The organism is Marinobacter bohaiensis, assembly GCF_003258515.1.
Classification (GTDB): Bacteria; Pseudomonadota; Gammaproteobacteria; order Pseudomonadales; family Oleiphilaceae; genus Marinobacter_A; species Marinobacter_A bohaiensis.
This window is the reverse complement of the sequence record NZ_QGEH01000001.1, coordinates 2,617,403-2,632,062: the sequence shown is the minus strand read 5'-3', so window position 1 is coordinate 2,632,062 and position 14,660 is coordinate 2,617,403. Positions and strand designations below refer to the sequence as shown.

The 14,660-nt window shown below is 62.5% G+C and carries 9 protein-coding genes; 4 read left to right on the top strand and 5 right to left on the bottom strand.

Annotated features, from left to right (window positions below):
* Positions 1–50: 50 nt before the first annotated feature.
* Positions 51–350 carry a hypothetical protein gene (locus DKK67_RS11800; protein WP_111496524.1) on the bottom strand — a complete coding sequence of 100 codons (300 nt, stop codon included), beginning with the start codon at positions 348–350 and terminating at the stop codon, positions 51–53.
* A 404-nt stretch (positions 351–754) separates the two neighbouring features.
* On the opposite strand from DKK67_RS11800, the gene DKK67_RS11795 reads away from it, so the two are divergent.
* Positions 755–2,740, top strand: coding sequence for an SDR family oxidoreductase (locus DKK67_RS11795; protein ID WP_111496523.1), 1,986 nt, complete (start codon positions 755–757; stop codon positions 2,738–2,740).
* A 90-nt stretch (positions 2,741–2,830) separates the two neighbouring features.
* Here DKK67_RS11795 and rnt read toward each other — a convergent pair whose 3' ends face one another.
* Both rnt and pyrC read right to left on the bottom strand, forming a co-directional pair.
* Positions 2,831–3,466 carry a ribonuclease T gene (rnt, locus tag DKK67_RS11790; protein ID WP_111496522.1) on the bottom strand — a complete coding sequence of 212 codons (636 nt, stop codon included), beginning with the start codon at positions 3,464–3,466 and terminating at the stop codon, positions 2,831–2,833.
* A 78-nt stretch (positions 3,467–3,544) separates the two neighbouring features.
* Positions 3,545–4,579 carry a dihydroorotase gene (pyrC, locus tag DKK67_RS11785; protein WP_111496521.1) on the bottom strand — a complete coding sequence of 345 codons (1,035 nt, stop codon included), beginning with the start codon at positions 4,577–4,579 and terminating at the stop codon, positions 3,545–3,547.
* Positions 4,580–4,750: 171 nt separating this feature from the next.
* Here pyrC and DKK67_RS11780 point away from each other — a divergent pair, with 171 nt between their 5' ends.
* From DKK67_RS11780 to DKK67_RS11770, 3 genes are all read left to right on the top strand, one after another.
* Positions 4,751–5,656: a flagellar protein MotY gene (locus DKK67_RS11780; protein WP_111496520.1), complete on the top strand. Its 906-nt coding sequence runs from the start codon at positions 4,751–4,753 to the stop codon at positions 5,654–5,656.
* 197 nt (positions 5,657–5,853) lie between these two features.
* Positions 5,854–7,068 carry an argininosuccinate synthase gene (locus tag DKK67_RS11775; protein WP_111496880.1) on the top strand — a complete coding sequence of 405 codons (1,215 nt, stop codon included), beginning with the start codon at positions 5,854–5,856 and terminating at the stop codon, positions 7,066–7,068.
* Positions 7,069–7,349: 281 nt separating this feature from the next.
* Entirely contained in the window at positions 7,350–9,992 is a 2,643-nt protein-coding gene (locus DKK67_RS11770) for a penicillin acylase family protein (protein ID WP_111496519.1), read from the top strand.
* Between the two features lie 356 nt (positions 9,993–10,348).
* Here DKK67_RS11770 and DKK67_RS11765 read toward each other — a convergent pair whose 3' ends face one another.
* Together DKK67_RS11765 and DKK67_RS11760 are read right to left on the bottom strand one after the other, a co-directional pair.
* Positions 10,349–13,156, bottom strand: coding sequence for an MECDP-synthase (locus DKK67_RS11765; RefSeq protein ID WP_228160582.1), 2,808 nt, complete (start codon positions 13,154–13,156; stop codon positions 10,349–10,351).
* A 421-nt stretch (positions 13,157–13,577) separates the two neighbouring features.
* Positions 13,578–14,351, bottom strand: a complete 774-nt coding sequence (locus DKK67_RS11760) for an enoyl-CoA hydratase (protein ID WP_111496517.1) — start codon at positions 14,349–14,351, stop codon at positions 13,578–13,580.
* Positions 14,352–14,660 lie beyond the last annotated feature (309 nt).

Below are 14,660 nucleotides of genomic sequence, written 5' to 3'. Positions count from 1 at the left end.
ACGGGCGAGCGCCGAAGCGCCCGCGCGGGTCTGGTTGGAACCCCGGTGTCTCAGTGGATGGGGCGGCTGGTGACGTTGTGGCCGGAGCCTGCGATGGTTTTGCGGGCCAGCTCGGCCGCCGCGTCGGCACTGAGTTCGCCGGAGGCAATGCGTTCCAGTACCGAGCCCATGACAGCCAGGGATTGCTGGTACTCGGTCAGCTCCGCCTGGAAGGCTTCATCAATGGCCTGGTACACCTGCTGGATCTTCTGCTCGCGATCGTCGCTGCTGGTACCGGCGTCATTGATGGCGCGCAGGCAGGCCCGGGCAATCTTGATGTAGCGCTCGGAATTGGCGTCATGCTCTGACATGGGGTACTCCTGAAAAGTTCAAAGGGGCGGATTATCTCACCGCATTCCGACGCTGCCTATGCCCGTCCGGAAAAATCGGGACAGCACCGCCGGATCATCCTCGAGCGGGCAGGTGGCAAGGCCTGTGCTAGGCTTGTTCTGAGCCGCCTGAGAGCTTCGGGGCCCCGTCTCCGACCGCTCAGGTAACGCGGTTTTCCTTTCTGCTATTAGAGTTAAGATTCTAATAAAAACAGTTAACTACGGAGTAAAAGCTCTAATAAATCACATTACTCTCAACCCGGCATTGCGTAAACTGCGATCAACCCGGTGTCCTGTAGCCGGGTGAGCAGACACAAACAAAGGGAGCCGGTCGGCTCGCGCCCTGGCTCCGGACAATAAGCACCACAAGAATGGATGGGCAACCTATGGAGTACTTCCTGACGGGGGGAACCGGTTTCATCGGCCGGTTTCTGGTAGAGAAACTGCTGCAGCGGGGCGGCACGGTGCACCTGTTGGTGCGGGAGCAGTCCCTCGACAAGATCGACCGGCTGCGCGAGCGCCTCAAGGTGGACGATTCCCGTCTGCAGGCCGTGGTGGGGGATCTCACGTCGCCGGAGCTGGGCATCGCACCCGAGATGATGAAAAGCCTCAAGGGCCGTATCGACCATTTCTTCCACCTGGCCGCGCTGTACGACATGGGCGCTGACGACGACGCCCAGCGCGCCGCCAACATCGATGGCACCCACCAGGCGGTCGCTGCTGCCGCCGCCATGGGAGCGGGCTGCTTCCATCACGTCTCGTCCATCGCCGCCGCTGGGATGTTCAAGGGCACCTTCCGCGAGGACATGTTCGAAGAGGCGGAGCATCTGGAGCATCCCTATCTGCAGACCAAACACGACGCCGAGCGGGTGGTGCGTTACGAGTGCACGATTCCGTTCCGCATCTACCGTCCGGGGATGGTGATCGGCCATTCCGGGACCGGCGAGATGGACAAGGTGGACGGGCCTTATTACTTCTTCAAAATGATCCAGAAGATTCGTGCGGCGCTGCCCCAGTGGGTGCCCACCATCGGTCTGGAAGGCGGGCGCCTCAACATTGTGCCGGTGGATTACGTGGTGGCGGCCCTGGATCATATTGCTCACCTTGAGGGGGAGGACGGTAACTGCTTCCACCTGGTGGACAGCGATCCCCACAAGATGGGCGAGATCCTCAATATCTTCTGCGAGGCCGGCCACGCGCCGCGCATGGCCATGCGCGTGGACAGCCGCATGTTCGGTTTCGTGCCGCCATTCATCCGCCAGAGCCTGAAGAACCTGCCCCCGGTCAAACGCCTGACCACCGCGGTACTGGACGACATGGGCATCCCGCCGTCGGTACTGTCCTTCCTCAATTACCCGACGCGCTTCGACGCCCGCGAGACCGAACGCGTGCTCAAGGATACGGGCATCGAGGTGCCACGCCTGGCCGACTATGCGCCGGTGATCTGGGACTACTGGGAGCGCCACCTGGACCCGGATCTGTTCAAGGACCGCACCCTGCGCGGCACCGTCGAAGGGCGGGTCTGCGTGATTACTGGCGCGACCTCGGGCATTGGCCTGGCCACCGCCCAGAAGCTGGCGGATGCCGGCGCGATCCTGGTGATCGGTGCGCGCAAGCCGGAGCGCCTGAAGGAAGTAGCGGAACAGTTGGAGGCTCGCGGCGCCAGCGTTCACGCCTACCGCTGCGACTTCTCGGAAATGGACCAGTGCGACGAGTTCGTGCGGACGGTGCTCGACAACCACGGCCATGTGGACGTGCTGGTCAACAACGCCGGCCGGTCCATCCGCCGCTCGCTGGATCTGTCGTTTGACCGTTTCCACGATTTCGAACGCACCATGCAACTGAACTACTTCGGCTCGGTGCGCCTGATCATGGGCTTCGCCCCGTCGATGCTGGAGCAGCGGCGCGGCCACATCGTCAACATCTCGTCCATTGGCGTGCTGACCAACGCCCCGCGGTTCTCCGCGTACGTGGCGTCCAAGTCGGCGCTGGATGCGTTCAGCCGCTGTGCCGCCGCCGAGTGGTCCGACCGCAACGTCACCTTCACCACCATCAACATGCCGCTGGTGAAGACGCCGATGATCGCACCCACCAAGATCTACGACCAGGTGCCGACGCTGACGCCGGACGAGGCCGCGGACATGGTGGCCGAAGCCATCATCCACCGGCCCAAGCGCATCGCCACCCGGCTGGGCGTCTTCGCGCAGGTGCTGCACGCCCTGGCGCCGAAGATGGGCGAGATCGTGATGAACACCGGCTACCGCATGTTCCCGGACTCGCCCGCCGCCGCGGGCAGCCGTAGCCGGGACAAGCCGAAAGTCTCCACCGAGCAAGTGGCCTTTGCGGCGATCATGCGGGGGATTTACTGGTAAGTCGTCGTCCGGAACGAAAAAGGGCCAGTCGCTGACTGGCCCTTTTTACGTCTGAAAACCGGTTTATGTCTGAAAACCGGGTTGGCCGGGTTACTCGGCCTCGTCGGACGCTTCTTCCACCTGCGGCGGCGGGAAGCCGCCCAATTCCTTCCAGCGATTGACGATGCCGCAGAACAGGTCGGCGGTTTTCTCCGCGTCGTAGGCCGCGGAGTGCGCTTCGCGATTGCTGAACGGGATGCCGGCGAGTTTGCAGGCCTTCGCCAGCACAGTGTGCCCGTACGCCAGGCCCGCCAGGGTGGCGGTGTCGAACGTGGAGAAGGGGTGGAACGGGTTGCGCTTGATGCCGCAGCGGTCGGACGCGGCGAACAGGAAGTTGTGGTCGAAGGTGGCGTTGTGGCCGACCAGCACCGCGCGCTTGCACTCGTTGCGCTTCACCGCCTTGCGGATCGGGCCGAAAACGTCGCTCAGGGCATCGCGCTCGTGCACCGCGTCGCGCTCCGGATCCCAGGGGTCGATGCCGGTGAAGTCCAGGGCCGACTGTTCCAGGTTGGCGTTGTCGAACGGATGCACCGAGTAGGCGATCGTTTCGCCGCGCTGCAGCCAGCCGTCATCGTCGATTTCGATCAGGACCGCAGCCACCTCCAGCAGGGCGTCCGTGTCGGCATTGAATCCGCCGGTTTCCACATCCACGACGACAGGCAGAAAGCCGCGAAAACGGGCGGCCATGGGGGAGGTTGGTTTGTCTTCCTCGATCACTGAGTACCCTTACTGTTAATGACTTGATTCGGTTGCGGCCCGCCGGCTTCAGGCCTGCAGACGCCAGCGGATCTGCTCGCCCGCCCGCAGCGGTGTGATACGACCGCTGCCCAGCGGCAGACTCTCAGCCTGGGTCCAGGGCTCGCGCACCAGGGTGATGGTGTCCGTGTTGCGCGGCAGGCCGTAGAAGTCCGGGCCGTTGAAACTGGCGAAGGCTTCCAGGTTGTCGAGCGCGCCCAGGTCGTCGAAGGCTTCGGCGTAGAGTTCGATCGCCGCCGGCGCGGAGAAGCAGCCGGCGCAGCCGCAAGCGCTTTCCTTGCGGCTGGTGTCGTGGGGCGCCGAATCGGTGCCCAGGAAGAAACGGCGATCGCCGCCAACCACCACGTCCTGCAGGGCCTGCTGGTGGCGCTGGCGTTTGAGGATGGGCAGGCAATACAGGTGCGGGCGCATGCCGCCGACCAGCATGTGGTTGCGGTTGTAGAGCAGGTGCTGCGGGGTGATGGTGGCGGCCAGGTTACGGTCGCTTTCCAGCACGAACTGGGCGGAATCCTCGGTGGTGATGTGTTCGAGCACCACTTTCAGGTCCGGGAAGCGCTCCCGGGTCGGCGCCAGCACGCGCTCCAGGAAAATCTTCTCGCGATCGAAGATGTCGATGTCGCTGTCGGTCACCTCGCCGTGCACCAGCAACAGCATGCCGCACTCGCTCATGGCTTCCAGCACCGCATCGATGTTGCGGATATCGGTCACGCCGGAGGATGAGTTGGTGGTGGCGCCGGCCGGGTAGAGCTTGGCGGCGATCACGCCCGCCTCGCGCGCCTGGCGGATGTCCTCGGCGGTGGTCTGCTCGGTCAGGTAAAGGGTCATCAGCGGGTCGAAATCCGCGCCCTCGGGCAGCACGGCCATGATGCGCTGGCGATAGGCCAGGGCGTCGCTGGCGTTGACCACCGGTGGCACCAGGTTGGGCATGATGATCGCCCGCCGGAAGCAGCGCGCCGTGGCCGGAACGACATCGGCCAATACCTCGCCATCGCGTACGTGCAGGTGCCAGTCATCGGGGCGGGTCAGCGTCAGGGTCGTGGTCATGGGCGTCAATCTTCCAATCCGGTGAACAGAATTTGCTGCGGAGTATACCAGACCCGGCGTTTGGATGGACGGCCGGGAAATTTCCGGCGAACGGCTAAAGGTTCGCCCCCGTTGGCCGATAGGTGAAGAGTCAACGCAACTTTTTCACGCAGTCACCACGGGTTATCGGCGATGCGACGTTCTCTGCGCCCCCTGCTGGTCGTTCCTTTACTGGCGTTCCCCCTGACGGGGACCGAAGCGGCCAGTTACGGCGCCGGCATCGAAAACAGCCAATGGTATCTGGCCTCCTCGGTTTTCAGCTGTTCGCTCACCCATGAGGTGCCCGGGTACGGTCGAGCGGTGTTCCAGCATCGGGCCGGCGATGAGCTGCGCTTTTACCTGGAGTCGGACATCCGCCTGATGAAAGTGGGCGCCGGTTACCTGAACGTCGAAGCGCCGAGCTGGCGGCCCGGCGTCGCGCCGACGCGTCTGGGGCGGGTACAGGTGACCACCGAGCAGCGTTCGGTGGAAGTGGATACGCCGCGGGCGATGGCCATGGTTCACGGTCTGCTCAAGGGCATGGCGCCGACGGTGACCAGCGAAGCCCGCTATTCCAGCGAGCCGGTCCGGGTCCAGCTGTCGAACATCAACTTCGCCGGCACCTACCAGGACTACCAGACCTGCGTCGCCGGGCTGCTCCCGGTGAACTTCGACCAGATCAAGCGCTCGCGGATTCACTTCAAGCTCGACAGCGCCCGGCTCAGCGATGCCGATCTGGATCGCCTCGACCTGATCGTCCAGTTCATCCACGCCGACAGCAGCATTGCGCGGATCTTCGTGGATGGCCACACCGATCGCAGCGGCACCCGCATCCACAACCGCACCCTGTCCGAGAACCGCGCCAATGCGGTGGCGGAGTATCTCAAGGCCAATGGCATCGCGGCCGACAAGATCGTCACCCGTTACCACGGCGAGCGCTACCCGGCCTCCGGTAACCCGGCCGACAACCGCCGCACCACGGTTCGCCTGGAGCGAGAGGGCGAGCGCCGCTCGTTGCAGCAGGCCGAGGCGGACATCGACCCTCGCAGCAACGGCTGACCATGCCCGTCCGGGCAACCATTTGCACGCTGCAATTGGAAGCGCGGCGGCGCTGCCGTACAATATGCGCCTTCATTCTGAATCGGTCGCACCGGTGCTGACACGCCGGGGCGTCGTTCATCCATTGTAGGAACGGCTGGCGAACCGCCTCGGGGCGGCCGCTGGTGTTCCTATTCTGATCGAGTCGGAGCATGGACATGTCAAATATCAATAAGGTGGTGCTGGCCTATTCCGGTGGCCTGGACACGTCGGTCATCGTGCGCTGGCTCCAGGACACCTACAACTGTGAAGTCGTAACCTTCACAGCGGACCTGGGGCAGGGCGAGGAAGTCGAGCCGGCACGAGCCAAGGCCGAAGCGCTGGGCGTCAAGGAAATCTACATCGAGGACCTGCGCGAAGAGTTCGTGCGCGATTTCGTGTTCCCGATGTTCCGCGCCAACACCATCTACGAAGGTGAGTACCTGCTGGGCACGTCCATCGCCCGACCGCTGATTTCCAAGCGCCTGATCGACATTGCCAACGAGACCGGCGCCGACGCCATCTCCCACGGCGCGACCGGCAAGGGCAACGACCAGGTCCGCTTCGAACTGGGCGCCTACGCCCTGAAGCCGGGCGTTCATGTGATCGCCCCCTGGCGCGAGTGGGACCTGAACTCCCGCGAGAAGCTGCTGGCCTACTGTGAAGAGCGCAACATCCCGGTCGAGAAGAAGAAGGGCAAGTCTCCTTACTCCATGGACGCCAACCTGCTGCACATCTCCTATGAAGGCATGGTGCTGGAAGATCCGTGGGCCGAGGCGGAAGAGGAAATGTGGCGCTGGAGCGTGGCTCCCGAGCAGGCGCCGGACCAGCCGACCTACATCGAGCTGACCTACGAGAAGGGCGACATCGTCGCCATCGACGGCGAGCGTCTGAAGCCGCACGAAGTGCTGAGCCACCTGAACAAGGTGGGCGGCGACAACGGCATCGGCCGCATCGACATCGTCGAGAACCGCTATGTGGGCATGAAGTCCCGCGGCTGCTACGAAACCCCGGGCGGCACCATCATGCTGCGTGGCCACCGCGCCATCGAGTCCATCACTCTGGACCGCGAAGTCGCGCACCTGAAAGACAGCATCATGCCGCGCTACGCTGAGGTCATCTACAACGGTTACTGGTGGTCACCGGAGCGTGAGGCGCTGCAGGCCCTGATCGACCAGACCCAGAGCTACGTCAACGGTACCGTGCGTCTGAAGCTCTACAAGGGCAACGTCGAAGTGGTCGGCCGCAAGTCCGACGATTCCCTGTTCGACGAGAAGATCGCCACCTTCGAGGAAGACCAGGGTGCCTACGATCAGAAAGACGCGGAAGGCTTCATCAAGCTGAACGCCCTGCGTCTGCGGATTGCGGCCAGCAAAGGTCGCAAGCTGAGCTGATCCTGCCAGGAGGCCGCCGCCCGGCGGTCTCCTGTTCTTCTTTTCCCGCCCTGTTCTTCCATAGCCTGTTGCCCCCTGAATCCAGATCTGCCACTGCTTACCGACCCGCGCCGGGAGCGGTTTTCATCGTCTTCTGGCCGTCTGGAAAAGTCCTCGTTTAAAAGGTGAATTGTGACTCAGTTTTTGCTGGGAGGGGCTGTTGCCTTCTGCTAGATTGGTTGATGAGTCGTTTTTCGACTCTTTCTCATTTCCAACAATTCCAATAAGACGGAAAAACAACCATGAAGCATTTCAAAAAGGGATCGGGCGCTGCCCGACGGACGCCGTGGCGTGCCCTCGGAGTGGCTGTTGCCGGAAGTATCCTGCTTGGCGGGTGTTTTGACGGGGATGGTGGTTCCGGAGGCGATTCCGCCAGTAACGAGCCACTGACACCTTCCGACGGCCAACTGGAGGCGACGATCCGGCTTACCACGGGCGGCGTGCCCCACATCAAGGCCGATGATCTGGCGTCCGCCTCATTCGGTTTGGGGTACGCCCAAACCCGGGACAACGTCTGCTTGTTGGCGGAAGCGATCGTCAAGGCTCGTAGCGAGCGCGCCAAGTACTTCGGTGCCGGCCAGGACGATATCAATATTATCAACGACTTAAGCTACAAGGCCCAGCACATTCTGAGTGGTGCTGAAGACGAATACGACGACCTGTCCGAGCAGAGCCGGGCCATGATTGACGGGTTTACGGCGGGTTACAACAAGTATGTGACCGAGACGCCCGCCGGCGATTTGCCCGCTGAGTGCCGCGATCAACCCTGGGTCAAGGAGATTCGCCCGCAGGATCTGCTGGCGCACTATCGTATTGTGGGACAGTATGCCTCCGGTGCGCTCTTCGCGACGGGTGCCGTGTTTTCTGCCGTCCCGGGTGAGCAGTTGGTCGATATCCAGCCGACACCGGTTATGGCGTCCACCGGGACGTTGCTGAACACGAAGCAAATCGCTGACAATGCCGTCCATGGTGCGGGACAGCGGGCCAGTTATAGTGACCTGGGTCTGGCCAGCAACGCCTGGGGTATCGGCGCAGACATGACCGAACAGGGCCGCGGCGCGCTCTTGGCCAACCCCCACTTCCCGTATACTGGGCATCGCCGTCTATACCAGAGCCAAATGACCGTGCCGGGATACCTGAACATCAATGGTGCGGGACTTTTGGGGACCGCCATCCCCCTGATCAGTTTCAACGAGAGCCTGAGCTGGTCCCACACGGTCACGACGAGCCGGCGTTTCGCCCTGTACGAGCTGACGCTGAAGGCCGGCGATCCGCTGACCTACATCAAGGACGGCGTCGAAAAGCCCATTACTTCTGAAACCTTCCAGATTGAGGTCGACATCGGTGGGACGAGCCCCGCCGTGGTTGAGCGCACCTTCTATTTTTCCGAGTACGGGCCGATGGTGTCCGGCAGCGCAATCACCGGTGGTGGTTTGCCGGTCTGGAGTGACGCCAGCGGTAAGGCATACAGCTATCGCGACGCCAATGCCGATACCGGTGGACTGCTGGATACCTGGCTTGGGATGAGCCGTGCCAGTAACCTGGATGAATTCCAGCAGGTTTTCCGCGATTGCGGCTCGACGCTCTGGACCAACTCAACCTATGCGGACAAGGACGGCAATGCGTTCTACATCGACAGCAGCTCGGTGCCGAACTTGTCCGAGAAATCCATTGCGTTGATCAACTTCAAACGCTCGGTCAGCAGCGACTACGCCGATCTCTTTGATGCCGGTCTGACCCTGCTGGATGGCTCCGAAAGTTTTGACGACTGGGTCGAAGGCGATTGTGACGGCCTTGTGCCGTATGAAAGCAAGCCCAAGCTGCTGCGTTCGGACTGGGTCCAGAACTCCAACAGCAGTTACTGGGCCACCAATCCGGATGAGTTCCTGGAGGGCTTCTCACCGATGTTCGGCACCGAGAGGACTCCGATCAACCCTCGCACCCGGCTGGGCATCAAGATGCTGCAGAATCCGAATGCTGCCGGCATGCCGGGTGTCACACCGCCGGCCGGTCAGGACGGCAAGTTCGGCGCCGAGGACCTGATCAATGTGATCTGGAACAACCGCGCCTGGTACGCCGAGCAGTTCCTGCCCGAGCTGCGTGAACGGTGCGGCCTGATTGGTGCGACGACGGTGGATGGCGTGGATCTGAGCACCGCCTGTGGCGTTCTGGACAGTTGGGACAGCGTCTACAACCTCGACAGCGTCGGCGCTCATGTCTTCCGCGTGTTCATCGCCAACTATGCGGACAGCTTCGAGACGGACCTGACCGAGGCCTTCACGCCGGACGATCCGGTTTACACGCCAGGTGCGCCGTCCGAAACGGACAAGGGCACGGCCTCCGATCCGATGCTGTTGGCCCTTTCCCAGGGCGTGCAGGCACTCAATGCGCAGGGCATTGCCCTCAATGCCACCCTGGGATCGGTGCAGTATATCCGCCCGTCCGGGGACGTCCCGCCTGGCGGTACGCCGATCTTCCAAAGCCCGGGTATTCCCTGGCATGGCGGTGACGGTAACGTCGACGGCGCCTTCAACGCCATCGGCGTGGTGACGGATGAGTACGCCGAAGACACGCGGTTCCCGCGGATTGCGCCGAGTGTCGTGGACAATACCGGTGGTCTGTCGGATGGCGCCGTGGCTGGAACCGAGGGCTGGCTTATGGCTCGGGGCACGAGCTGGCACTATGGTCTCGAGTTCACCGATACGGGCCCTGAGGCCTACGGTCTGGTCAGCTACAGCCAGTCGTCAGACGCCATGTCTGACTTCTTCCTGGACCAGAGTCAGAACTACAGCGACAAGCAATACCGTAAGCTGCTGTTCACGGAGCAGGAGATTCAGCAGAACCTTCTGCCGAATGGCGAAGAGACCATTAACGCATCGCTTTAACGGATAACCGTGCAGACAGGGCACCCTTCGGGGTGCCCTTTTTTGTGGCTGATGGGCTGGTCAATGAGTCGACTGCCCATCGCTGGCGTGGAGCTGTCAGGCGAGAGCGCTCACAAGCTGCTGGCCTGTGGTGATTCCAGACCGCCGGGAGTTGAGGCCAGGGCATTCGATGATCGCCAGTCGCGCGGTGCAAAGAGGGAGCTGGATTGCTGGTTATTCCTTGGCGGCTGGCCGTTGTCCTTAGCCGGAGCAAGTGGGCAGGTAACTCGGAGGGGATCGCGCTGAGTCGGTTCATGGCCCGAAACGAAAAACCCCGGCCTGGGCCGGGGTTTTGGTACTGCGTGCCCGGGTTCGGATCAGTTCTGATCCAGTGCCTGGGGCAGGGTGTCGCTCTTGCCGAGCGACGCGGCAACAGAGGCTTCTGCATCGGCGCCGGCAATCGGGCCACCGCTGATTGCCGTGATCATCTGGGTGACCATGGCGGTAAAGGCCACCGATGTGTCCGAGGTGCCGCCACAGTCTTCCGAAGGCTGGACCGGGGCGACGACCGTGCCGTGGTTGGCGCCGTTGCACGGGTCCGTGCCGTCGAAGAAGCTGGCCAGCGGCATGGCGGCCGAGTTCGGTGTGTCGGTGTCCATAATGCCCAGGCCAGTGCCATCGGCCAGGGTACCGCCACCGGCGCCCAGATCAAACAGCGCCAGCATCGGCTCCGTACCCGCCAGTGGCGCCGGGAAAGCATCGCCCAGCGGGTTCACATTGGCTTCGTTGGGAACAACGCTGTCGCCGGTGACTTCCGTGAAGAGGACATTGGGGGTCGAGCCACCCAGGTCTTTCGCGTAGGACACCGGATCGCCGCCGTCCACGACGGACTGGAAGACGTAGAAGAAGCTCTCGAAGTCAGACGAACCCTGAGAGACCCCCTCGGCCGCCAGACCTCCCAGCAGCGTTGGCGAGAAGCGCGGCGAGTTCTCCAGCAGGCGGGTCACCTGGCTGCCGCCGTTGTGCAGGGTGACGGACGCCAACGTCGGGTACGTGAAGCCCGAGGAACTGAGCGTGCCCGCTGCGGTGGCGTTGAGCGTGGGGTCGTTGTTCAGCCCGGCATAACTCGCCCCGACGATGGCGCCCAGGGAGTTCCCGGCGAAATTGACCGGCAGTCCGGCCAGGTCGGGAGACAGGTTGCCGTCGATGTCCATCGTCTGGACGGTCGCGGTCACATTCAGCAGGTCGACGATGGCCTGGCGCAGGTTATCGCTGCTGCCCAGCATGTTCAGCGGGTTGATGAACAGGCTGCCGGAACTCACATCGGCCAGACTGCCCGCGGCAACCGGGTTCAGCGAATCGTCCGCTGTGTAGTCGAAGTGACGTTCGCCGGTGTAATCGGCGTTCTTCATCGCGGTGAGCTGGGCAGCCAGGGCCAGCGAGTTCGCATCACCGGCCGAATTCAGGGCCGCGATTGTTGCATCGAGTGCGGGATCCAGTGTCGCTTCGTCAAGCGGTGTTAGGCCGGCTACGGTCCCCGGCGCGGCATTGGAACCACCCAGTCCATGCAGCGGCAGATCGATGGCAATCACCGCTTGGCAGGCCTGATTCGCCATCAGGATGGCCGGGAGCATGGCGGTGCTCCGGTCCGTGGTAATACCATGCTGGTAGATGGTTACGCCCAGCGGTTCGGTGCTTCCGCCACAGTTAGCGGGAAGGCTGTCTGGATCCGGGAAGAAAATCGTAGTCGGAACCGTCACCGTCGCCTGCTGCTGCGGGAACGGGAAGTAGCCGTTGACGTTCAATTGCCCATCGCCGTCGCGCAGGAACTTGAAGATCTCCTGGGAGGTGCTACCAGTCAGGGACTCGTTCAGGCTATCTTCCAGATCGGTGTTGCCGGTCCAGTAGCCTTCGACGAGGCCGCTACCGTCCGAGCCCGGTAAATGCTGGAAGTAGGGCAGGGTGATGGCGCCCTGGGAGACGCTCACCTGCGTTGCCGCCTGTGCGATCGGGTTGGTGCCGACATCCAGAGCCGCAATTGTGGCGAGGTCGGATGCTGCACCGGTGGACAGGATGAAGTTAGGGCGAGGCTGAGGCAGGTGCAGGTTGCCACCGGCGCCAAACTCGGCGGTGATGGCCGCCGGAATATCCGCCTGGATGTCCTGGGCGGCGCCCAGGGCGGTGATGGCATTCAGTTCTTCGGCGCTCAGGTCGTTGGGATCGACGGAACCGTCGCCCAGGCCTGCGGCCAGTTCCGCCAATTCAGAGAGCTGGGCCGTGAGCTCGGAGAAGTTCAGGTCCGGGTAGTTGTCGCGGACCGCTTTCAACTGGGCGGTGAAACCGATTTTCTGGCCGAGGGCTGTGGTGTAGGCCGCCGGTGCCATCATGGCCTTGAGCACGTCGGTGCCGTAGTTGGTCGTGAAGGTGTAGGCCAGCGCTGAATCCGGTGTATCGCTGGGGATGGTCGAGGCGAGGAACGCGGTCGCCAGCGTGTCGTTGGCCTTGAGCAGGTCCTGGACCGTCTCGAGCGCGCTGACCCGGGTGCCGTCGGACAGATCCAGGTCCTCGGCGGAACGGCCGATGGGCTTGCTGTTGGCCCCCAGAATATCATTGGTGGCAATGATCATGTACTTCTGATCTTCCAACAGCGGTTCCAGTGGGACGACACGAATGGCGTTGTTCGTCCCGCCGTCGACGCTGACCACGTCAACGCGGAAATTCGGTTGCTCGACCGACATGTCGAAGGGGGCGGTCTGATCAATGCCCGACGGATTGGTGTTGGGCAGTGCGCCGGGGCTGCCGTCAATGGCATCCGCGACATTCATCGGCACCAGGAAAACGGTCGCGTTAGCCACCACCGAGGCCGGTGTTAGCGAGCCGTTAAATTTGAGTGTGAAGGCGCCAGAGGTTGAGAAGCCAAGCAGCCGGTTCACGGCATCGTCGGCTGGCGTGTCGCCGGTGGACAGCCCCGTAAAGTCGTAGTCGGCGCTCTGACTGGCGCCGAGCAGCAGAACCAGGTCCGAGTTGATCGGGAACTGGGGATTACGTGCGATCGGGTTCGGGTTGTACAGCGGCCGCACGACACTGGGGTCCAGATTGGTGTCGTTGATCTGATAATCCGGATTCGCGTTCTTGTCAGAGGAGCCGTCATCCAGACAGCCGGTGAGTCCAACGGATGATGCCACGGCGAGACTTATTAGTGTTTTTCTCAACATGGGTGGAACCTTTTCCTGTTGTTGTATCGTTATTGTGGGCGCTGCGCGAGCGGGGTGCCCCGGTGTCGTACAGTTGCCTTTTTATCGAGAAAGCGTCGTCTGAAAACTGTTCTCTGGAAACCGATCTCTGAAAACCGATCTGAAATCAGGGAGCGGACGATTCAGCCGGGCTCCAGTCAGCGCTCCGGTGCGCAACACCGGCAGTTTCTTGTCATCCTGACTATATCGAAAGCCACCGAAAGCTGTTGATCGCTCTAAAGTGTGATTCTTCGACGTTCGTCGATTGAGAGCGGTCAACCTGTATGAAAAATAGATCGGGGTTTGACGTCTGTCGAATGGTCAAACCCCTTGTGAGGATTGGCGAGGCGGGACGAGCGAGGATGGCGTGATTTCAGCCGAAGTGGCTGAAATCCGGCTTGCGCTTTTCCTGGAAGGCGCGGAAGGCTTCGGCGGCTTCGTCGGATTTCAGGCGCTCGCCGAACAACTCGCCCTCGGCGAGCAGCGCGGCCTTGAGATCGTCCTTGTTGGGCCGGTTAAGCAGTGCCTTGGTGGCGCGGATCGCCGCCGGTGGCTGCGCCGCGAGGCGCTGACAGGCTTGCAGGGCGTCCGTCTCGGTCTGTTCCGGGTCGCAGATGCGGTTGATCAGGCCCAGCCGGTCGGCATGCTCCACTTCGAACGCATCACCCAGCATCAGGAGTTCGGCGGCGCGAACGCGGCCCAGCCACATGGGCAGCAGCAGACTGGAAGCGCCCTCGGGGCAAAGCCCCAGGTTGGCGAACGGCATCTGGAAGCGGGTGTTGCGGCCGGCGTAGACCAGGTCGCAATGCAACAGCATGGTTGTGCCGATGCCCACGGCGGGCCCATTCACGGCCGCGACGACGGGTTTCTCGGCGTTCGCCAGGGCAAACAGGAAGCGCCCGACCGGGGTGGATGCGAATTCGCCGGGCAGTCCTTCGGCGAAATCCGACAGGTCGTTGCCGGCAGTGAAACAGTCGCTGTGCCCGGCAAGCAGCGTGCAGCGGATGGCGGGATCGGCTTCGGCCTGCTCCAGGGCTTCGGCAAGACCGGTGTACATGGCGTGGTTCAGGGCGTTCTTGCGCTCGGGGCGGTTGATCCTGACACGCAGGATACGGTCCTGAATGTCGGTCTGGATGAAGTCGGTCACGGGGCTCTCCGTTGATGATCCGGTGGTCGAAAACCTTGCGGGTGTCTGAATCGGATCGCGGCATGTCATTGTATTGGTGTGGGTGCGCGATCGCGTCCGACCATTAAAGCGGTATGTGGTCCCCTTTTGCAACCAGATTCAGTTGTACGCTTTCGGTAACGGACCCTTGCACGTCACCGCGTGAGCCAAAGCAGGCCACACGCTGATTCGGCCCGTCAGATCGGGTACAATGTGGCGCAATTTTTGATCGTTTGCCCGGGGCGCCAGCGCCGGCTCACCGGCAAACGGAAAAAACCACAACCGATGAGA